The organism is Nonomuraea sp. NPDC000554, from assembly GCF_040300065.1.
In the GTDB taxonomy this organism is placed as follows: Bacteria; Actinomycetota; Actinomycetes; order Streptosporangiales; family Streptosporangiaceae; genus Nonomuraea.
In genome coordinates this window covers 48,950-68,671 of record NZ_JBEPDC010000039.1, presented here as the reverse complement: position 1 = coordinate 68,671, position 19,722 = coordinate 48,950, and the positions used below count along the sequence as shown (strand labels likewise).

Annotated in this window: 20 protein-coding genes; 9 read left to right on the top strand and 11 right to left on the bottom strand. The window is 70.6% G+C overall.

Annotated elements, in window-relative coordinates:
- The first annotated feature begins 140 nt into the window (after positions 1-140).
- A complete protein-coding gene (locus ABT294_RS45510) occupies positions 141-1,613 on the top strand; it encodes a helix-turn-helix domain-containing protein (protein WP_502912225.1) in 1,473 nt (490 codons plus the stop codon).
- Positions 1,614-1,720: 107 nt separating this feature from the next.
- On the opposite strand, the gene ABT294_RS45505 is transcribed toward ABT294_RS45510, so the two are convergent.
- Positions 1,721-2,302 (bottom strand): TetR/AcrR family transcriptional regulator, encoded by a 582-nt coding sequence (locus tag ABT294_RS45505; RefSeq protein ID WP_350812740.1) that lies wholly within the window; start codon positions 2,300-2,302, stop codon positions 1,721-1,723.
- 300 nt (positions 2,303-2,602) lie between these two features.
- On the opposite strand from ABT294_RS45505, the gene ABT294_RS45500 reads away from it, so the two are divergent.
- Together ABT294_RS45500 and ABT294_RS45495 are read left to right on the top strand one after the other, a co-directional pair.
- Positions 2,603-3,862 (top strand): MFS transporter, encoded by a 1,260-nt coding sequence (locus ABT294_RS45500; protein WP_350812739.1) that lies wholly within the window; start codon positions 2,603-2,605, stop codon positions 3,860-3,862.
- Positions 3,863-3,941: 79 nt separating this feature from the next.
- Complete coding sequence (locus tag ABT294_RS45495; RefSeq protein ID WP_350812738.1) at positions 3,942-5,150, top strand: acyl-CoA dehydrogenase family protein; 1,209 nt, start codon at positions 3,942-3,944, stop codon at positions 5,148-5,150.
- Between the two features lie 326 nt (positions 5,151-5,476).
- Here the strand turns inward: ABT294_RS45495 and ABT294_RS45490 are convergent, their stop codons facing one another.
- Complete coding sequence (locus tag ABT294_RS45490) at positions 5,477-6,091, bottom strand: TetR/AcrR family transcriptional regulator (RefSeq protein WP_350812737.1); 615 nt, start codon at positions 6,089-6,091, stop codon at positions 5,477-5,479.
- Positions 6,092-6,154: 63 nt separating this feature from the next.
- On the opposite strand from ABT294_RS45490, the gene ABT294_RS45485 reads away from it, so the two are divergent.
- The 3 genes from ABT294_RS45485 (at position 6,155) to ABT294_RS45475 (ending at position 9,564) form a co-directional block, all read left to right on the top strand.
- Positions 6,155-7,003 carry an oxidoreductase gene (locus tag ABT294_RS45485; protein WP_350812736.1) on the top strand — a complete coding sequence of 283 codons (849 nt, stop codon included), beginning with the start codon at positions 6,155-6,157 and terminating at the stop codon, positions 7,001-7,003.
- 293 nt (positions 7,004-7,296) lie between these two features.
- The gene (locus tag ABT294_RS45480) at positions 7,297-8,160 is read left to right on the top strand and encodes an LLM class flavin-dependent oxidoreductase (RefSeq protein ID WP_350812735.1); all 864 of its coding nucleotides are present in this window, start codon (positions 7,297-7,299) and stop codon (positions 8,158-8,160) included.
- Positions 8,161-8,358: 198 nt separating this feature from the next.
- Positions 8,359-9,564: a hypothetical protein gene (locus tag ABT294_RS45475; RefSeq protein WP_350812734.1), complete on the top strand. Its 1,206-nt coding sequence runs from the start codon at positions 8,359-8,361 to the stop codon at positions 9,562-9,564.
- A 258-nt stretch (positions 9,565-9,822) separates the two neighbouring features.
- Here the strand turns inward: ABT294_RS45475 and ABT294_RS45470 are convergent, their stop codons facing one another.
- The 5 genes from ABT294_RS45470 to ABT294_RS45450 form a co-directional block, all read right to left on the bottom strand.
- On the bottom strand, positions 9,823-10,698 hold the full coding sequence (locus ABT294_RS45470; RefSeq protein ID WP_350812733.1) for a hypothetical protein: 876 nt from the start codon (positions 10,696-10,698) through the stop codon (positions 9,823-9,825).
- 70 nt (positions 10,699-10,768) lie between these two features.
- Complete coding sequence (gene dgoD, locus ABT294_RS45465) at positions 10,769-11,914, bottom strand: galactonate dehydratase (RefSeq protein ID WP_350812732.1); 1,146 nt, start codon at positions 11,912-11,914, stop codon at positions 10,769-10,771.
- Complete coding sequence (locus tag ABT294_RS45460) at positions 11,911-12,594, bottom strand: FadR/GntR family transcriptional regulator (RefSeq protein ID WP_350812731.1); 684 nt, start codon at positions 12,592-12,594, stop codon at positions 11,911-11,913. Before ABT294_RS45460 ends, dgoD begins: the two co-directional genes overlap by 4 nt.
- Positions 12,591-13,307 (bottom strand): SDR family NAD(P)-dependent oxidoreductase, encoded by a 717-nt coding sequence (locus tag ABT294_RS45455; protein ID WP_350812730.1) that lies wholly within the window; start codon positions 13,305-13,307, stop codon positions 12,591-12,593. Before ABT294_RS45455 ends, ABT294_RS45460 begins: the two co-directional genes overlap by 4 nt.
- Before the next feature lie 519 nt (positions 13,308-13,826).
- Entirely contained in the window at positions 13,827-14,801 is a 975-nt protein-coding gene (locus ABT294_RS45450; RefSeq protein ID WP_350812729.1) for a hypothetical protein, read from the bottom strand.
- A gap of 139 nt (positions 14,802-14,940) precedes the next feature.
- Between ABT294_RS45450 and ABT294_RS45445 the strand changes: the two genes are divergently transcribed.
- Positions 14,941-16,119 (top strand): ATP-grasp domain-containing protein, encoded by a 1,179-nt coding sequence (locus ABT294_RS45445; protein ID WP_350812728.1) that lies wholly within the window; start codon positions 14,941-14,943, stop codon positions 16,117-16,119.
- A gap of 159 nt (positions 16,120-16,278) precedes the next feature.
- Complete coding sequence (locus tag ABT294_RS45440; RefSeq protein ID WP_350812727.1) at positions 16,279-16,629, top strand: hypothetical protein; 351 nt, start codon at positions 16,279-16,281, stop codon at positions 16,627-16,629.
- Positions 16,630-16,710: 81 nt separating this feature from the next.
- Here ABT294_RS45440 and ABT294_RS45435 read toward each other — a convergent pair whose 3' ends face one another.
- Both ABT294_RS45435 and ABT294_RS45430 read right to left on the bottom strand, forming a co-directional pair.
- Entirely contained in the window at positions 16,711-16,980 is a 270-nt protein-coding gene (locus ABT294_RS45435; protein WP_350812726.1) for a hypothetical protein, read from the bottom strand.
- Complete coding sequence (locus ABT294_RS45430; RefSeq protein WP_350812725.1) at positions 16,977-17,789, bottom strand: phytanoyl-CoA dioxygenase family protein; 813 nt, start codon at positions 17,787-17,789, stop codon at positions 16,977-16,979. Before ABT294_RS45430 ends, ABT294_RS45435 begins: the two co-directional genes overlap by 4 nt.
- 70 nt (positions 17,790-17,859) lie before the next feature.
- On the opposite strand from ABT294_RS45430, the gene ABT294_RS45425 reads away from it, so the two are divergent.
- Positions 17,860-18,660, top strand: coding sequence for a helix-turn-helix domain-containing protein (locus tag ABT294_RS45425; RefSeq protein WP_350812724.1), 801 nt, complete (start codon positions 17,860-17,862; stop codon positions 18,658-18,660).
- 152 nt (positions 18,661-18,812) lie between these two features.
- Here the strand turns inward: ABT294_RS45425 and ABT294_RS45420 are convergent, their stop codons facing one another.
- Both ABT294_RS45420 and ABT294_RS45415 read right to left on the bottom strand, forming a co-directional pair.
- Complete coding sequence (locus ABT294_RS45420) at positions 18,813-19,079, bottom strand: hypothetical protein (RefSeq protein WP_350812723.1); 267 nt, start codon at positions 19,077-19,079, stop codon at positions 18,813-18,815.
- Positions 19,080-19,167: 88 nt separating this feature from the next.
- Positions 19,168-19,632, bottom strand: a complete 465-nt coding sequence (locus ABT294_RS45415) for a hypothetical protein (protein ID WP_350812722.1) — start codon at positions 19,630-19,632, stop codon at positions 19,168-19,170.
- Between the last annotated feature and the right edge of the window lie 90 nt (positions 19,633-19,722).

The window sequence follows — 19,722 nt, the reverse complement described above, 5'->3', positions numbered from 1 at the left end:
GAAGATGGCCGGGCTGCCGCCTCGCGTCACCGTTCTCCGCATCCCGCAACGCCGTTTCTGGACGGGGGTGCCCGGTAGGGCATGCCGGACGCGCTACACCAGGGTAGAAAATAGGCGGAATTTCTGTCTAAGATTCCCGCATGGCCTCCTTGCTGGGCGAAGAACCGCTGTCTTTGACGCAGGAGCTCGATCTCATCGCCTTTGGGCAGCGGCTACGCCACCTGCGCAAACAACGCGGACTCACCCTCTCCGACCTGGGGACGCGGGTCAGCAGGGCGCCCAGCCAGCTGTCACTGCTGGAGAACGGCAAGCGAGAGCCGAAGCTGTCGCTGCTGAAGTCGCTGGCGACGGCGCTGGGCGTCCCGGTTGAGGAGCTGCTGCGCCGCCAGCCGCCCAACCGCCGTGCCCAGCTGGAGATCGCCCTGGAGGAAGCCCAGCGTGACCCCATCTACGCGGGCCTCGGGCTGCCGAGGCTGAAGGTGTCGGCGCGGGTCCCGAATGACGTCCTTGAGCACCTGCTCGGACTGTACGGGGAGCTGCGGGCGAGGCAGGCGAGAGGGACGGCCACGCCCGAGGAGGCCAGGGCTGCCAACGCCGAGCTCCGGCGCAGGCAGCGCGAACTGGGCAACTACTTCCCCGAGATCGAGAAGGCCGCCGCCGAGGCCCTGACCGCCGTGGGCTACCGCGCCGGCGCCCTGTCGCAGAGCACCGTCCAGAGCCTCGTCACCCACTTCGGCTACACCGTCCACACCGCCCAGGACCTGCCCAGGTCGGTCCGTTCCATCACCGACCTCCGTAACCGCCGCATCTACGTCAAACACGAGCAGCTCGGGATGCACACCCCGCGCACGATCCTGCTCCAGACCCTCGGCCACCTCGCCCTCGGGCACGGCAAGCCCCGCGACTTCGCCGACTTCCTGCGCCAGCGCACCGAGGCCAACTACTTCGCCGCCGCGGTGCTGGTGCCGGAGCGGACCGCGGCGCTCTTCCTGCAGGAAGCCAAGGCCGACCGGGCGCTGTCGGTGGAGGACCTGCGGGACGTGTTCGCGGTCTCGTACGAGATGGCCGCGCACCGCTTCACCAACCTGGCCACCCACCACCTCGGGCTGGTCTGCCACTTCGTCCGCAACGACGCCGGCGGCATCATCTACAAGGCGTACGAGAACGACGGCATCGTCTTCCCCGCCGACGAGCAGGGCGCCATCGAGGGGCAGCGGATGTGCCTGCAGTGGTCCGGCCGCCAGGTGTTCTCCTCGCCGGACCGGTTCTCCGTCTTCTACCAGTACTCCGACTCGCCCACCGGGACGTACTTCTGCGTCGCGCACGTGGACCCGTCCCGCGAGCGGGACTTCGCGATCACGCTCGGGGTCCCGTTCAAGGAGTCCCGCTGGTTCCGGGGACGCGAGACGACCAACCGCACCAGGTCGAACTGCCCGACGGGCGACTGCTGCCGCCGCCCGCCGGCCGAACTCGCCGAACGCTGGGAGGGCTACGCCTGGCCCTCGGCCCGCGCCAACTCGCACGTCCTGGCCGCCCTGCCGCCCGGCTCGTTCCCGGGGGTGGACGAGGCGGACGTCTACACCTTCCTGGAACGGCACGCGACCACAACCTGAGCCACGCACCGGCCAACGGGCGGGCGCTGAAACGGCTCAGCCGTCTCGTGGTGCCCGGCCACAGCCTGCGCGGACAGCGCGGCAGCGGGCCAAGCGGTCAGCGGGGTTCACGTCAGCGCGGCGGCGACGAACGCGGCGGCCTGGTCGCGTAGTTGGCGCTGCCCCTCGGGGGAGTCGGCCTCGTCGCCCAGCATGATGCGGGCGAGCTGCGGCATCATCGACTGGAACAGCGCCAGCCCCGTCAGCAGGAACAGCGTGCGTGCCGTGGCCGGGGACGGCTCCTCGCCGCGCCCTTCGGCGAGAGAGGCGGTCTTGCGGGCGCAGCGCTCGACCCGCGCCTCCTGGCCTGGCAGCAGCTCCTGGCCGCGGTAGTTCAGCGCCTCCCACATCAGCAGCCGCACCAGCTCGGGATGGGCCCGGTAGTAGTCGGTCAGCTTGGCCACGTAGTCGACCGGGTCGGCGCCGGGCAGCGCGATCTGCGCCGTGAGGTCGTCGAGCGCCTCGGTGATGACCGCGTCGAAGAGCTTCTCCTTGCTCCCGAAGTGGCCGTAGATGCGCTCCTTGTTGACTCCCGCGCGCTCGGCGATCCGGTCGACGCGCGCGCCCGCGATGCCGTACGCGGCGAACTCCTCGCGCGCGGCCTCCAGCAGGGCGGCCCGCGTCGCGGCGGTCGAGACCTTGCTTGCCATGGCCCCATCCTGCCACCACCAACCGGTTGGTTGCAAACCAACCAACTAGTTGACGTCCAACTGGTTGGTTGGCTACGGTCCAGACCCATGGCTATCTCCTTTCCTCGGTTGACCGCCCGCCGCCGCGCCCGACCCGGCAGCCCCCTCCGCTACGCCACGCCCTCACCCAACGACGCACCTCCACGCCACAACGTCGCACCTCCGTGCCGCATGGACGCGTCCTCGAGCCGCGCCGACGCACCTCCGCGCGGCAACGGCCGTGTACCTCCGAGCCGCGGCGCCGCCCGTCCGCGCCACAACGTGCGCCCGCGAGACGACGCGCCCGTTCGCCAAGCGACGCTGCCCGACGCGCTTCCGGGCCACCCGGCCGCTCGGAGCGCCGTCGCCCCCTTCGGGCGGACGCTGGCCGCTTTCACCCTGACCGCCGTGCTCGTCAGCGGTCAGCTCTACGTGGTGCTCCCGCTCCTGCACGACATGGCGACAGGCTGGGGTGCGTCGGCGGGCGGCCTGACCTGGCTGGTGACCGCCTTCGGCATCGGCTACGGCATCGGATTCCTGGTCTTCGGCCCGCTGTCGGACCGCCTGGGACGCAGACGTCTGCTCATGCTCGGCCTCCCCCTGGCCGCCGTCACGACGGCGCTGGTGGCCGCGAGCCCCGGCCCGGAGGTGGCGTTCGCGTTGCGGGTCCTGCAGGGCCTGGCCGTGGCGACGTTCCCGCCCGCCGGCATGGCCTACCTCGCGGAACGGCTGGAGCCGCGCCGCAGGGTCGTCGCGATCGCCGCGGTGACCGGCGCGTTCCTGGCCTCGGCCGTCCTGCTCCAGGTCGCGTCCCAGCTGCTGGTGGACGCGATCGGCTGGCGAGGCCTGTTCCTGCTGTCGGCGGCGGGCTTCGCCCTGGCCGCACTCGGGCTGCGCGCCGTCATGCTGCCCGACCTGCCGCGCGCGGCCACGGGGTCGCTCCTGTCGGCCTACCGGTCCGTGCCCGCGCTGCTGTTCGACCGGGTGCTCCTGCTCCGGTACGCCGCCACGATCGTGCTCATGATCGGCTTTGTCGCCGTCTACACCGGCATGCAGATCTACGGGGTGACGTCCTCGTCCGGTGAGCTGCTCGCGCTGCGCGCGGGCGGGCTCCCCTCGATCGTGCTCGTCCCGCTGCTCATGCCCTGGCTCGGCCGGATCTCCGCGACCACCAGGGTCGTCTCCCTCCTCTCGCTCGGCGCGCTCGCCCTCGCCGTCATCGGTTTCGCGGACGCCGCCGCGCTCGGCCTGGCTCTCCTGCTGGCCGTCTACGTCGCGGCGATCACGGGCGGCCTGCCCAGCCTGAACGAGTCGGTCTCGTCCAGGGCGGGCCAGGCTCGGGGTACGGCGCTGGCGCTGTTCTCCTTCGCCCTCGCCGTCGGCGGCAGCGTCGGACCGCAGGTGGCGGCCGCGTTCGGCGGGTTCGCCCCGCTCATGTTCGGGCTCGCGGTCGCGATGGCCGCGGGGGCCGTGGCCGTGCTGGCGTCCACGCGGCTGAAGGAGACCCGTCTGGCCTTCCTGCGGGCAACGGCGGACCGGTAGCGTGTTACCGACGGTAACGCCTGGGCGTCCGCGTCATGTGCGCGGCCGCCTACCACCGGACATCTCAGGGAGCGTGCGTATGAGCGGTTTCTGCCCGGAGCTCAGTGACGACGTGGTCGAAGTGCGCGACTGGGTGCACGCCTTCGCCCGGGACGTGATCCGCCCCGCAGGCGCCGAGTGGGACGAAAGCGAGCAAACCCCCTGGCCCGTCATCCAGGAAGCCGCCAAGGTCGGCCTCTACTCGCTGGACTTCTTCGCCACCCAGTGGTTCGAGCAGAGCGGCCTGGCGCTCCCGGTGGCGTTCGAGGAGATCTTCTGGGGCGACGCGGGCATCGGCCTGTCGATCGTCGGCACCGGCCTGGCCGCCGCCGCCCTCGCCTCGAACGGCACCCAGGAACAGCTGGGGGAGTGGCTTCCGCAGATGTTCGGCACGGAGAACGACGTCAAGCTGGGCGCCTTCTGCGCCTCGGAGCCGGACGCGGGCTCCGACATCGGCTCCATCCGCACCCGAGCCGTCCCCGACCGGGGCGACTGGATCCTCGACGGCGTCAAGACCTGGGCGACGAACGGCGGCATCGCCGACGTCCACGTGGTGGCGGCATCGGTGGACCCGGCCCTCGGCGCCCGTGGCCAGGCGTCCTTCGTCGTTCCGCCGAACACCCCCGGCCTGTCGATGGGCCAGAAGTTCAGAAAGCACGGCATCAGGGCCTCGCACACCGCCGAGGTCGTCCTGGACGGCGTCCGCGTCCCCGGCTCCTGCCTGCTGGGAGGCCAGGACAAGCTCGACGCCCGCCTGGCCAAGGTCCGCAACGGCGAACGCGCAGGCGGGCAGGCGGCGATGCGCACCTTCGAGACCACCCGCCCTTCGGTGGCGGCGATGGCGGTGGGCATCGCCAGGGCGGCGTACGAGTACGCCAGAGACTACGCCAGGGAGCGCGAGCAGTTCGGCCGCAAGATCGGCGAGAATCAGGCGATAGCCTTCCTGCTGGCGGACATGGCCACCCGCGTCGACATCGCCCGCCTCCTCACCTGGCGGGCCGCCTGGATGGCCAGGAACGGCAGGCAGTTCGAACAGGCCGAGGGCTCCATGTCCAAGCTGGTGGCGGGCGAGACGGCCGTGTGGGTGACGGAACAGGCGATCCAGATCCTGGGCGGCGCCGGCTACACCAGAGAGCACCCGGTGGAACGCTTCCACCGAGACGCCAAGATCTACACCATCTTCGAGGGCACGTCCGAGATCCAACGCCTGATCATCGGCCGCGCTGTCACCGGGCTGCCGGTGCGGTGAGAGATCCGCACGTCAGCGGGGTGGCGTGACCGCAGGGCCATCGTCGCGGCACACCACCCCTGACCGGCCCCTCGCCAGGGCGCGGACCTCAGTTCTGTCTAAGCGACTTCAGGAGTGCCGGAACTGCCGATGCCGCGCGACCCGCCGGTGGCCACGGCCATCCGGCTCGATTCCACTGTCTCGAACCTCTGTTGACGTCGAACGTCCGAGGGCCAACAGTCGTCGGGTCCGATCGCCGCGAGAAGGCGGAGCTCATCCTGGTGACGGCAGCACCACGCTGGGACCTGCCGGGTCTACAGCCCGGCAGTGCCGCGAGAGGCGGACGCCTATCGGCCGGAACCGCGGATCGCGGTCAGCCAGAGGTGGGTCAGTGTCTCGGCGGTCGCCTCCAGGGAACCGGAGGTGCGGGATGTCTCGTAGAAGGAGCGTTCGGTCATCCAGGTCAGTGTGGTCGTGATCGCGCGGGCACCGATCGGGCTGTCGTCGGCGGGCAGCCCCGCGCGCTCGGCGATCCGCCGGGTGATGTCGGCGATGGCGGCGACGGCTGCCCGCCACTGCTCCCCGATCGCGGGGACGGTGGGCGCGAGCTCGACGGCCGCACGCATGACGCTGCCGTGCTCGCGCCACATCCGCGCGGTCCGCTCAACGCCTCTCCGGAGGGCCTCCGGGGGTGGGCCGACGGCATCCGCGGCGTCGATATCGGCGCGGAGCACGCTCACCGTCCGCTCGACCAGCGCGGCCAGCACGTCGTTCTTCGAGGCGAAGTAGAAGTAGAAGGCCGCCCGGCTGATGCCGGCCGCGGAGGCGATCATCTCGACCGTCATGCTGTCGGGGCCGGCGGCGCCGAGCTGGTGTTCCGCAGCGTCGAGGATCGCACGTTCGCGCAGGTCGCCCTTGGTGGGCGCACTCTTGCGGCGACCTTTCGCTCCCGTTTCCCGCATGGCGCCACTCTAGCTGAATTGACGTCGTGTCGATTATTTTCGACGTGATGTAGACTTCAAGTCATGAAGATCTTTTTCATCACCGGAGTCAGCTCCGGGCTCGGCAGGGCGTTCGCGTCCGGCGCCCTGAAGGCCGGGCACACCGTGGTGGGCACCGTGCGCAAGGAAGCCGACGCCCGCGCCTTCGAACAGCTCGACCCCGAGCGAGCCATCGCCCGTGTGCTCGACGTCACCGACACCGACACCGTCTTCCGCACGGTGGACGAGATCGAGGCAGCGGTCGGCCCGATCGACGTGCTGATCGTCAACGCCGGGTACGGCCACGAGGGCGTGCTCGAGGAGTCGCCGATGGCCGAATTGCGCACGCAGTTCGAGGTGAACGTGTTCGGCGCGGTGGCCACCATCAAGGCAGCCCTGCCGTACATGCGGCAGCGCCGTCGCGGCCACATCCTCGGTGTCACGTCGATGGGCGGCTTGATGACGGTGCCCGGGCTCGCCTACTACCACGGGAGCAAGTACGCCCTGGAAGGCATCCTGGAAACGCTGGGTAAGGAGGTTGCCTCGTTCGGCGTCCACGTCACCGCGGTCGAGCCCGGTTCCTTCCGTACCGACTGGGCGGGCCGGTCGATGATGCGCACCGAACGGTCGATTCCCGACTACGACGAGCTGATGAACCCGGTACGCGAGCGCCGGCTGGCCGCAAGCGGCAACCAACTCGGCGATCCAGACAAGGCCGCGCAGGCCCTGCTGGCCGTCCTCGACGCCCCCAGCCCACCCGCGCACCTGTTGCTCGGGTCCGACGCGCTGCACCTGGTCGCCCACGGCCGCGCCGCGGTGGACAGGGAGATCGAGGAGTGGGCCGACCTCTCGCGTTCGACGGATTTCCCGGACGGCGCCCAGCTCAGCGGGTGAGGAGCGCCCCCACGGGCTGCCCCGGCCGGGACCGGCGCGGCCGTCCGTCATTGGGGCGGTGAGGCCGTCGTCGATGGCCAGGGCGGCTCCGGTGATGACGCGTTCCTCATCGCTGAACAGGAACGCGACGAAGGCGGCGATCTCCACCGGTTGCGCGGCGCGCGCAGGTCCGATGAAGACGTCTGATCGCTCCGGCAAAGGTTTCGGAACGGCCAGGCGGTAGGGCCGACGGACCCGTTTCCGTGGAGGTAAAGGGCTCGCGCCGGGGTCGACGGGTGAAGGATCATGCCACCATGCGCTTCTCGATCAATGTTCCGAATTTCGGTGATTTCGCTGACGCGAGGACGGTCGCGTCGGTGGCTCTGGCGGCGGAGGAGGCAGGCTGGGACGCGTTGTTCCTATGGGATCACGTGGTGCACTACAAGAGCCGTCGATGGACCTTCGGCGACCCGTGGATGCTGCTGACCGCGGCCGCACTCGCGACCACCCGGATCAGACTCGGCCCCATGGTCACCCCCGTCGCCAGACGGCGGCCACAGCAGCTCGCCCGCCAGGTGGCCACGCTGGACAACCTGAGCGGCGGGCGGGTGATCTTCGGCGCCGGACTCGGCGGACCGATCGAGGACGAGTACGGCAGCTTCGGCGAGTCCACCGACCCGGCGGTCATCGCGGAACGTCTCGACGAGGGCTTGGACCTGCTCGAGCGGTACTGGTCGGGAAGCCCGGTGACGCACAACGGGGGGCACTACGAAGTCCGGGACGTGACCTTGCTGCCCACTCCGGTGCAGCGTCCCCGGGTGCCGGTCTGGATCGCCGGGTACTGGCCGAACCGCAGGCCGATGCGACGGGCCGCCCGATGGGACGGTGCGATCCCGCTCTTCACCTCCGCCAGGTACGGCCACGCGCCGGCCGCCGACGAGGTCCGCGACCTGGTCGGCTACGTTCAGGAGCACCGCGGGGACCAGGCGGGCCGGCCCTTCGAGGTCGTCGTGGGCGGTGTGAGCCCCACCGACGCGGCCGAGTCCGCCGACCTGTTGGGGCCGCTGGCCGAAGCGGGTGTGACATGGTGGGACGAACGGCGGCCCATCGATGACGAGATCGTCCGGCTCGCGCCGGTGATGCGTCGCATCGAGCAGGGGCCGCCGAGCTTCCACTGAGCGTCCGCCGGACGCCCCGGCGGCCCGCACCCGGGCCGACTGCTGCCGGTCGGGCCCGTCCGACCGGCAGTGACCGCCGACGGGCTCACCCCACGCCACAGTCCAACACCATCGCCTCCCGCCGATGAGGGGACGGGCGTCGGCGTGTGGAACGGCTTAGGGTACGGATCATCATCCGGCGCTGGAGAGAGGACCTACGTGACGACAGCGGACCCGACGAGGCCGACGCTGGTGACCCGCGTGGTCGCGGCAGCCAAGGGCGAGGTGCGTTCGGACGAACTCGAGGCGTATCGGCGCGCGGGCGGCATCGTCTACACCGAACTCGAACACGCCGAGGCGCTGCGGTTACGCCTGGCCCAGGAGGGCGTCAACCTCTGGCACGGCCCTCGATCCGCCTCCGGGCAGTTGCTGTGCACGTGGAACGCGTTCGTCCTGCAGACCATCGGCGAACAGTTGCTGGACGCCGACTACGCCGCCGACCCGCGCACCACCGGATACGTGCCGACGGTCACGAGCAGGCAGGTGGCCGCGTGCTTCGACCAGGTCGAAGGCTGGGTGTCACGCGCCCGCCAGGCCGCGGGCAACCCCGGCTACCTGGTCGAGGAAGAACTTCAGCTGCCCGCCGACCTGCCCGAATGGGCCGAGGCCGATCCGTGTCCGCTGCCGCATCTGCACGGCATGCTGGCCGCGACGCGGGCGATCCGCCGGCACGCCGAGGTGGCCTTCGGACTCTTCGAACAGACCGTCGCGGACGCCTACGAGCACCAGGAGGACCTGCAACGGCTCCGACAGCTCGCCGCCGAGGCGGCGACCGCCGCGGACTACGCCGAGGGCCTGCTCAGGGCCGACCCCCAGCCGCGCCTGCACGAGGCGATCGAGGGACGGCTCCAGCGGGCACTCGAGCTCTACTACCATCTGGGCCAGCTCATCGCCATGCCCAAGCGCATCGCCGGCTACCGGAGCACGGCCACTCCCGCGGCCAGGACCTACGACTCGCTCCCGGTGAACTCCCGGAATTTCGACCCCTGGTGCCTCACGGATCCGCAACGACGCGAATCCTGGAAGGCCGACCCCCAGGCCCGGCAGTCCATCAAGGAGATGTGGCAGTACGACCCCGCTCCCGCCGCGACCCTCCGGATCCAGGCGGAGATCGACGCCGCCTTCCATGACGGTTCCATCGTGTACGCCGTCAACGCCGCACGCGAGCCGCTCGGCAGCTTCTACCGCTGCCCGTTCCCCGCGATCTACATGGTCCGCAGGCCGGTCGTCATCGGCGGCAGGCGGCTCAGTCCCGCCCAGCAGTTCACCTTCGAGGCGTCCGCGGCGGACATGGCAGTGGGCGGGCAGTTCAGGCGTCAGATCATCGTGGCCAACTTCAAACCCGCGTACAGGGTCGACTACTGAGACTCTGACGGGCTTCACGCCGGCTGAGCGGCCGGATGGCGCGACGACCACCAGCGACAGGTCGACCGCGGCGCGCATCGCCCCGAACCGTGCTCGTGGAGCACCACCGGCCCGGGCCGGTGGTGCGGGGAAGGCTTGGCCGGTGGGTCAGGCGTGTGGCGGGCCAGGGCGTGGAACAGGGCATGCCGGGGTAGGTGCGGCCGCTCCTCGATTCCCGCGGTGACACCGGCCGAGCGTGCCCCACCGGCCAACGCGACCTCAGTCCTTGGGCAGCACCGCGGCATGCATGCGGTCGGTCACGGCGTCGAGCGGGGTTTCCGCGGTGGATGGCCACTTCACGTCCTCGATGCCGATGACCTCGCCGGCCGGAGGCGCCGTGATCGTCACCTTCGCGCCCCAGTCGCTGTAGCGCGTGTCAATCACGTCGTGCTGAGTGCCCTTGACCAGCTTGCCATCCTTGTTGGGCCATTCGGTCTTCTGGTTGTACTCCGTGATCAGGCGGACGGGCAACTGATCACGGTTGACGAAGAGCCTGAAGGAGATCTTGCGCACGTCGGAGAGAGTGAACCTCCCCTTGTACAGGTCATGGGCGGTGAGGGTTCCCCGGTACTCGCCGGGCTTGGCGATGGTGGACTTCGAGATCACCGTCTTGAGGATCGCCGGGTCGAAGACGTCGACGAGCTGGTCGCCGCGCTGCCCGTCGTTGCCCCACGAGGAGTTGTGCTTGCCGAACCGGATCCAGTGCTTGCCTTCGGGCATGGTTCCCCAGTCGAAGCCCTTCACATAGGTGTAGCGGCCCACCTTGATCGCTTGGAGAGGGGTTGGTTCGTAGTCCTGGCTCGCCCCGAGAGCGGTCTTCTGCTCGTCGGTGAGCCTCGTCTTCGACGTGAGGTCGTGATTCACGGCCGCGGACTTTCCGAATCCGATCACGCCGTTGGTCCGGGCGGTGAAGACGCCCTTGATCCCGCTGAATGTGGTCCGAGTCGTCTCATCGACCCGGACTCCGAGCCCAGGGACGAACTGCTTCGACAAGGACGTGATCGGGTCCGTGGGGACGGCGGCTTGAGCTTGACCGCTGCCGGCTAAGAGCGCGGCGACCACGGCCGCGGCGGTGACGACTGGTAGACGCTTCATGAGGAGGAATCTTGGCGTTCTGGCGTCACGGGATGATCTCGAAGGCGACAAGGGCGATATGCCTGCGTGATCACCACTCCGCCATCGAGCCGTCGTCGTGCCGCCACACCGGGTTACGCCAGGCGTGCGGGTGACGGTCGGCCTGCCGCACCGCCTGCTCGTCGACCGCCACGCCGAGGCCGGGCAGCGTGCCGCGGTGGGCGTGACCGTCGGTGAAGGCGAAGGGGGCGGGGTCGAGCACGTAGTCGAGGAGTTCGGCGCCGCTGTTGTAGTGGATGCCCGCGCTCTGCTCCTGGATGAGGAAGTTGGGTGTGGCGAAGCCGATCTGCAGGCTGGCGGCCAGCGCGATCGGGCCGAGCGGGCAGTGCGGGGCGAGCTGGACGTCGAACGTCTCGGCAAGGGCGGCGATCCGCCTGACCTCGGAGATGCCGCCCGCGTGGGAGAGGTCGGGCTGAGCCACGGCCAGGCCGGACGTGAGCGCCGGCAGGAAGTCGGTACGGGAGTAGAGGCGCTCGCCGAGCGCGATCGGCACGTCCGTCGCGGCGGTCAGCTCGGCGAGCCGGTGCAGGTACTCGGGCGCCAGCGGCTCCTCGACGAACAGCGGATGCAGCTCCGAGACGGCGGCGAGGATACGTCTCGCGTTCGCCACCGTGGCCCGCCCGTGCAGGTCGATCGCGAAATCACGATCGGGACCGAGCACGGATCTGGCCACCTCGGCCCTGCCTGCCACGGCCGCCAGATCGGCGCTGGTGAGCGAGCGCGGCAGCAGCCCCGAGCCGTTCATCTTGATCGCGGTGAACCCGGCCTCGACCTGCTTGTCGATCTCCTCACGCAGCTCACCTGGGTCGTCGCCGCCGACCCAGGCGTAGACCCTGATCTTGTCGCGCACCGGGCCGCCGAGCAGCGCGTGGACGGGAACCCCGTAGTGCTTGCCCGCGATGTCCCACAGCGCCTGGTCCAGCCCGGCCACCGCGCTCGACAACACCGGGCCGCCCCGGTAGAAGCCGCCCTTGGTCAGCACCTGCCAGTGGTCCTCGATCCGCAGTGGGTCGCGGCCGACGAGGTACTCGCTGAGCACCTCCACCGCGGCCCGCACGACCTCGGCCCTGCCCTCGACGACGGGCTCGCCCCAGCCGACCACGCCGTCGTCGGTCTCGACGCGGCAGAACAGCCACCGCGGCGGGACCAGGAACGTCTCGACCCTGGTGATCTTCACAGCAGCTCGTCCACGTCACGCCAGGCCTTGTCGAGCAGGCTCCGCATCGCCGCCTCGGCGGCGTCGGGGTCGGCGGCCCCGATGGCCTCCAGCACCGCCAGATGGCTCGGCACGGGATCACCGCCGCTGCTGGAGCCGTGGACGAGCCTGTCGCGCTCGGCCAGGCCGGCCCCCATGACCACCTCCATGCGGACCAGCAGCTCGTTGCCCGCCGCCGCCAGCAGCGCCCGGTGGAAGTCCAGGTCGGCCGCGACGGGGTCGGTCGCCGCCGCCATCGCGTCGAGCGCCTGCCGCAGCGCGTCGAGCTGCTCGGGGGTACGGCGGAGCGCGGCCAGCCTGGCGACCGAGGGCTCCACGATCGAGCGCAGCTCGTGCAGGTCGCGCAGGAAACCAGGGTCTGGACGTCCGGCGAACTTCCACCGGATCACGTCGCCGTCGAGCAGGTTCCAGTCGGCGCGCGGCCGCACGTACGTGCCCAGCTTGGGCCTGGCCCCGATGAGGCCCTTGGCGGTGAGCACCTTCATCGCCTCGCGCAGCGCGGTCGAGCTGACGCCGAGCCGCTCCTGAAGGGCGGTCACGTCGAGGCTGTCGCCCTCCCTGAACTCCCCGCCGAAGACCATCGCGGCGATCGCCTCGACCGTCTGCCCGTGGATCCCGCGCCCGCTGTACGACGCCATCATGCCGAGTCCTTCACGACGCTCCATCCCCCGTCGACGACCACGCAGGCGCCCGTGACGAACGAGGCCTCGGGCGACGCCAGGAAGGCGATCACACCGGCCACCTCCTCGGGGGTGCCGAACCGCCCGAGCACGGTCGCCCTCACACTGTCGGCACGGCCCTCCTCGCTCACCCGGTTCCAGGCCGGAGTCATGATCGGCCCGGGGAGGACGCAGTTGACGCGTACGGCGGGGCCGTACTCGACCGCGAGCTGCCGGGTGAGCGCCGTCAGCCCGCCCTTGGCGGCCGCGTAGGCGGGATGCCCGGGAATGCCGACGAGAGCGTGCACCGAGGAGGTGATTACCACGGAGCCGCCGGTCGAGGCAAGATCCGGTAGCAGTCTGCGCGCGGCGAGGAAGGTGGCGGTGAGCCCGACGCCGATCTGCCGGTTCCACGACTCCAGCGAGGTCTCGTGCGCGGGCGCCACATCCACCGCCGCGGCGTTGCTCACGATCACGTCGATCGGGCCCCACGCGGCGACCCGGTTCCAGGTCTCCTCGTCGGAGACGTCGCCGCACAGGTACTCGACTCCGGGCGCCGGCGAGGCCCAGTCGGCGGCCAGGTCGACGGCCAGGACGGACGCGCCCTCGCCTGCCAGCCGCCGCGCGGTCGCCGCGCCGATGCCCGACGCGCCTCCCGTCACGACGGCGGTGCGGCCCTCGAAGCGTCTGCTCATCGAGACTCCTCCAGAACGACGACGTCGTGGGCGGCAGGCTCCACGCCGAAGCGCACGCGGTCGCACTTCATCCGGCCCCCCGCTGGGAGCGCCGTGGTGAGGTCATGGTGACAACGGGAAGCCGCCGCTCCGGTGACGGCTGGAGCCAAGGAGGCCGGGCTCCTGGAAGGATGGGAGCTCCACGGTGCGGCTGGAGGTTCACCAGGCTCTACCCGCGGGCTCGCTCGCGGCGCCGCCGCAGGCCGTGGGCCTGGTCGCGGCGGACGTCAGCGCCGCCCGTTTGGGAAGGCTCGGCCCCATGCTGACTCCCTTCGAACGAAACGCCTGAGCTGGGGTTCCGGTTGAGTGGAGATATTATTCATATTTTATTAATAATGCAAGTCGACTTTCTCGCCGCACGGGCGGTGAAGAGGGAGCCCGGCCGTCGATCAGGACGACCCGCACGGACGCCCCGCGACCGCACAACGTCAGCGCCGACACCCAAGGCCGAGGCGGCGGGGCTCCAGGGCCGAGGCGGCGTCAGTGGCGGAGCTCCAGGGCCAAGGTGCGGAGCCACGGCTGGCTGAAGGTCCGCTCGGCGCTGATCCGCTGCGCCAGTGCGGTGCGGACCTCGGGGGTACGGCCTCGCGTGACGATGGCGACCGCCTCGGTCAGGGCGGTCAACGTGTGCTCGTCCCGAGCCGGCCGGGCGACCGAATCGTCCGCCCACCGGGTCCGCCGGAACGACGGAGTGAGCTTGTGCTGCCGGTCGCCGAAATAGTGCCAGAGCCAGGGGACGAGGGAGACGTTGATGATCGCCCTGCGGGGTAGGTCGGCGGTCCAGCTCGGGTCCTGCCACCAGCGCCAGGTGTTCGGGCTGGTCTTCCCGCGCGCGGTGATCCCGAGGAAGCGCAGCTTGAGGCGGATGACGTGCCAGTCCTCACGTTCGTCGTCGACCCAGCCGCGCAGGTCGTCGTACAGGTGAGTGAACGTCCAGCCCCCGTGCACCAGGTCGGTGAAGACGATCGGACGCTTGCGGCGGGCCAGGCCGTGCGGGGTGACACCGAGCGCCGAGAGGTTCGCGCGCAACTGCTGTACCTCCCAGGGCCGCAGGTCGGACTCGAAGCGGTGGGAGTACGGGAGCAGGTGGAGTCGGTCGCGCCAGGAGGTCGCGGACAGGGCGCCGCTGAGCAGGTCGTAGACGCTGTCGGCGGACCGGCCGACGAAGTGGAGGTCGCCGTCGCCGCAGCGGGCGAGCACCTGGGCGGCGCAGGTGACCAGTTCGTCGAGAAAGGGGAGGTCGGGCGGCGGGCGGCCATCGAGCAGACTGCCGAGCTGGTCAGGGCCCCTCAGGTCCCACCGGAACGGCCGAACCGGCTCCAGCGGCCGGCCCCCACTCCCGGGTGATGGCCGGTTCGGCTCTGGCAGGCGGCTCGCACGTGTGGGTGACGGCCGGTTCGGCTCCGGCCGGCCCGCACTCCTGGGGTGCGGCCGCGTGTTCCTTGGTCGTGTCACCCGCCCATCTTCACGATCAGGGACGCCCACCGGCATCCCGTTTTCCGGCCTAGCGGATCGCCGGCTGGGGCCTCCCCGGGCTGAGGGAAAGGTGCGTGGATCAATCAGGTGAGGGCGTGCCAGCAGGGCGGTGGCGCGGGTGCCGGAGGGGTTCGGTGGGGTCTGGTACCGGGGCCCGGTGGTGAACGTCGAGCAGTACACGGCGCTCGACGACGCCCTGCGCGCCAGAGGCTGCCACCTGCTCTCCCACTCCATGGGCTACCGGCGCGCCCACGAGCTTCCCGGATGGTTGTTCAGCTTCTGGGATCTGACGCCGTCCACGGTGGTGGTGCGGATGGCGCCCGGCGAGGCCGTGCCGCGCGGCGAGAGGCTGGCCCGGCTGACGGGCGGGCTCGGCGACGGCGGCTTCCTGGTCGGGGGCTCTGCCAAGCCCCGCGAGCCCGACTGGCAGGAGACGGGGTACGCCCCCGACCTCGCGGCCCTCGAGCGGGTCGCCGCGCGCTTCGTCGAGTTGCGGGGCGAGGACCTGGCCGGTCGGTTGGTGATCCGCCGGTTCGAGGAATTCATCGGGCCGCGACTGCGGGTGTGGTGGGTGGACGGCGAACCGGTCGTCGCGGGGCCGCCTCCCGGCAGCCCAGCCGGGGACGCAGGGCAGCCGGAGGGCCTGGCCGGAGTTGCCTCTTTGGGCGATCTGGGCCGGGTGCGCGAGGCGGTCCAGAACCTGGGCGAGCGTTTCGTCTTCACCGACCTGGCGCGACGAGCGGACGGTGTCCTGCGGGTGGTCGAGGTGGGCGACGGCCAGGTGGGCGGCTGGCCGTCCGCGGCGGATCCGGGTGTACTGATCGGGGCGTTGCTCGACGTCACGGGGTACGGCTTCCGCGTCTGCAAGTACGATCCCGCGCTGCGGGACGCGCATGGGGCGTTCCGCGGCGACGACTGGACGTCGATCAGCGACGTCGGCCAGACCTTCGACGGGGTGACGCTCACCAGGGACCGGTACGACGCCGTGGAGGCCGCCCATCTGCGGGCGGTGGAACTGCTGGCTCGCGAGTCGGGCGTCCGGCGGCTCACCGTCCGGCATCCTGAGCGCGGTCCCGCCGAAGGTACGGAGGTCCCCCTGGAGGAGGCGCTGGAGATCGTCCGCGCCATGCTGAGGGAGGACCTGTGGTGCCGGCTGGAGGACGGGAGGCGGTTCAGCGTCGAGGCCGGATACGACTACTGCCTGCACGTCACCAGCAGCGAGCCGTGTTTCGCGGCCGTCGAACGGATCCACCGGCTGGGACTGTTCGTCTGCGAGGAGTCACCCTTCCGTCCATGAGGCATGGGGGCTTCTGGCGGATAAGCCCGCGCGGTCCACGGCCAGGGCCACCGTCGCCTCCCGTGCGTCCACGCAGGACTCCGCGTCGCCGTCGCGGTAGTAGTCCTCGACGAGGTTGGTCAGCAGGGCGCGCGACCCCTCGCTCTCCTGGGGGTCATCGTGCGCGCGGCGGCGACCATCACCAGCGCGTCCACCCGCATCATGGTCGCGAGCCGCTGGCGCGTCTCGTCGAACGTCCCTCTGGGCGGGATCGGCTGGGCGCGCATCGATGACGCGGCCCAGCGCAGGTACGCGGCGGGATCGCCGCCGGACGCCGGCCACGTCCGGGCGTCGATGTCGTACTGGAGGAATCCCGTCAGAGGGAACGGCCGGTCCAGCGTGTTGTATCCGAGGAAGAGCTGCGGGCGGGGGGGCGCCCGACGGGAGCTGGGTCATGAGCGCCCCGTGCGCCACCTGTCCGAGCCGTCCGTGACCGTGGTCGGGCAGGTTTTCGGCCGACTGGAGCATTGAATCCGTCGTGGCCTCATCGTGACAGAGTGATTACTCTGCGCGCTGACGGTTGGCGGTTCCTGTGATCCAGATGGTCTGGGTTCAGGGTTCGTCGTCGAGTTTCTCGAAGAAGAACTCGTGCTTGAGGAAGGACGTGTCGTACTCGTGGCCCGGGTACGGCGGGATGAGCTGGGACGCCTGGAACAGGCGCCAGCCGTCGCGCAGCGCGTCCACGCCCGTCGCGTAGGGCGGGTCGTCGCCGTCTCCGGTCGTGGGGCTGGTGCGTCCGGTGCCGTCGTAGGAGGACCAGCCGACCACCGGGGCGTCGAGCGCCGAGGTCGCCAGGTAGAGGACGAGGACGTGCTGCTTCATGCGGTTCTCCGGGGGCGGTTGGTCACGCGGGTCACCCAGTGGTCGAGGTCGAAGCGGTCGTCGCCGGTCAGCGCCCGCCACAGCTGGACCCGGTTGTAGATCTCCAGACGTCCGGTGGCCTGTTCGTACCAGGGGAAGCGGGTGCGGAGTTCGGCGGCGACGGCCGGGTCGGCGAGGTCGGCGGTGTCCCAGAGCCGTACCTGCGGGACCACGGGATTGAAGCGGATCTTGAACATGAACCGGCGCCTGTCGCTGTCGTTGCGCCGCCCGCCGTGCCAGATGCCGTGGTGGAGCAGCAGGACCGTGCCCGCCGGGCAGGTGAGCCTGATCTGGCCGCGCAGGTTCTGGTACCGCCCGGTGTCGCTCTCGTTGGTGCGGCGCAGGTGGCTGCCCGGCACGAGCAGCGTGCCGCCCATCTCGGCGGCGACCTCCTGCGGGTAGTACATGAGCTGGACGTCGAACGCGTCGGGACGGGTGTCGATGATCGCGTCGCCGTGGAGGGGCTGCGCCCTGCCCTCGTCGGGTTCGCGCACGTGGACGGCGTGGTGGTCGATGGCGGGGTCAGGGCCGACGAGGCTGCGCAGGGCTCCGGCGACGGGCGGGAGGTCGACGAGACGGCGGGCGAACGAGCCCTCGGGGTAGGCGTCCGCGAGCGGCGTGCCGAACGGGACGGCCGGAATCCCGGCGGTCAGCACGCCGGCCGCCTGAGCGTTCATCTCGTCCGGCACGACCGCGTCCAGACGCAGGAACCCGTGCGCCACGAAGCGCGCCACCTGCACCGAGGACAGGAGGTGATTGCTGGTTGGCATACGTCAACGCTAGAGGGGAAGTGCCTGCGCTTTCGTGGGTCACGATCACTATTACTGGTAGTTTTTCACCATGGAGTGGGTGCGGGTCAGGCTGGACGAGCCGCCCGTCGTGGTGAACCTGGGCGTGGGCGTGCACGGGGTCAGGAGCCGCCGCGACGTGTTCATGCTCCCCGACCTGTGGCAGCTGCACCTGTACGGGTACTCCGCCGAGCTCACCGTCGGCGGAACCACGCACTCCATCAGGGAGGGCCACGTGAGCCTGATCCCGCCGGGCGTGCAGGTGCACTACCTGTACCGGGGCAGGTCCGAGCATCTCTACGCGCACCTGCGCCTGCCCGGCTCGGGCACCGGCTTGGGCACCGGCTCGGGCACTGGGACGGGCACGGAGCGGACGGTGCCGGTGATGCAGGACGCGGGCGCCGAGACGCCGCTGCTGGCGGGTCTGCTGCGGCAGGCGATCGCCGTCGCGCCCGCCGAGCCCGCGATGGCCACGGCCCAGGTGTGGACGGTCCTGTGGCACGTCGCCCGCCTGGCGGAGGCGGCGGGGCCGCATGTCGCCGTCGCCGCGGCCATCGCCCACATCGAGTCGAACCTGGCGAACCCGCTGGCCGTGCCGGACATCGCCAGGGCCGCCGGGATCTCCCACAACCACCTCACCCGGCTGTTCCGCGCCGAGACCGGGAGCACCGTGGTGGCCTACATCCGCCGCCGTCGGGTGGAGCGGGCCCGCCACCTGCTGCGCGAGTCGACGCTGCCCATCCCGGCGGTCGCGGCGGCGGTGGGGATCGCGGACGTCCAGGCGTTCAACAAGGCGTGCCGCCGCGAGCTGGGCGCCCCGCCCCGCGCCATCAGAGCCGGCGCGGGGGTATAGAGGCGGCTGCTCGACCGCGCCGCTCGTGCTGCCGGAGATGATCCTGCGCTGCCCGAAGACGAAGAAGGCGGAGAAGACGTCGTTCGAGACGTACAGGCAGATGAGGATCGTCGCTGTGTCGCCGCGTGCCCGTAGCAGGTCGTGGCGGAAGATCAACGCCGTCGTTTGTCGGTCTGCCGGGGATGCCCGGTGCCCGCCTGCGTGATCCACACGACGCGTTGGGCGTCGTCGATCGCATACCAGATCCGTCCGCCTCCGGTCACCTCGTACTGCCACTGTTCGAGCTCGAGGCCGTCGATCTTCACGGTTCTGAGATCGAACTTGAGGCGGTGCTGCCGGGACACGTCGTCGCGGCAGCGGGGATCGGCCGTGATGGCGATCCAGGCCCGGTCGAGATTCTCGGGAACCTGGGACAGCAATGCGGCCCATCCCTGAGCCGCCTGGCGGTCGACGAGGCGTACGACCCAGCCTGTCGGGCGTCGCGCCTCATCGCCACGCCCGAGCCTGTCACTCATCGGTGCTGGGCCGGGGAAGGTCGACAGCGGTGGTGGTGTCGAACGGCCCCCGAAGTCGGCGCGCCAGCTCGGGGTCGGAATAGATCTCGGCGGTGGACATCCACTCACGCAGGGCACGGGCGAAGGGGATGAGGAGGCCCGTCTCGGCGCCCGCGAGCAGGTGGTCGAGCAGTTCAGTCACGCACTCAGGACGTGCTTCGGCGGGTAGCCACTTCAGCCAGGGGAGTTCCTCGGCGAAGACCTCCTCGGCCATGCCGCGGTTGGAGCGGGCGATGATCGACAGTGATCGGGCGGCGAGACGGAGCCCGTCGGTCATGGCCTGGAACCGCTCCGAGCGCATCAGCACGAGGTTTTCGGCATCCCGGCGCTCCAGGACGACATCGGCGTCGTCAAGCGCGGGGAACACGCTGGTCTGCTTGTTGATCAGCGTCGAGAAGGGAAAGGTCCTGGTCGCCATTTCCCCACTGTATAGCACGACTTCGAAAGTAGTTCAGTAATCTTCCCGGGCGTGCGGCCGGGTGCCGACGGCCCCGCACCGTGGGGTGCG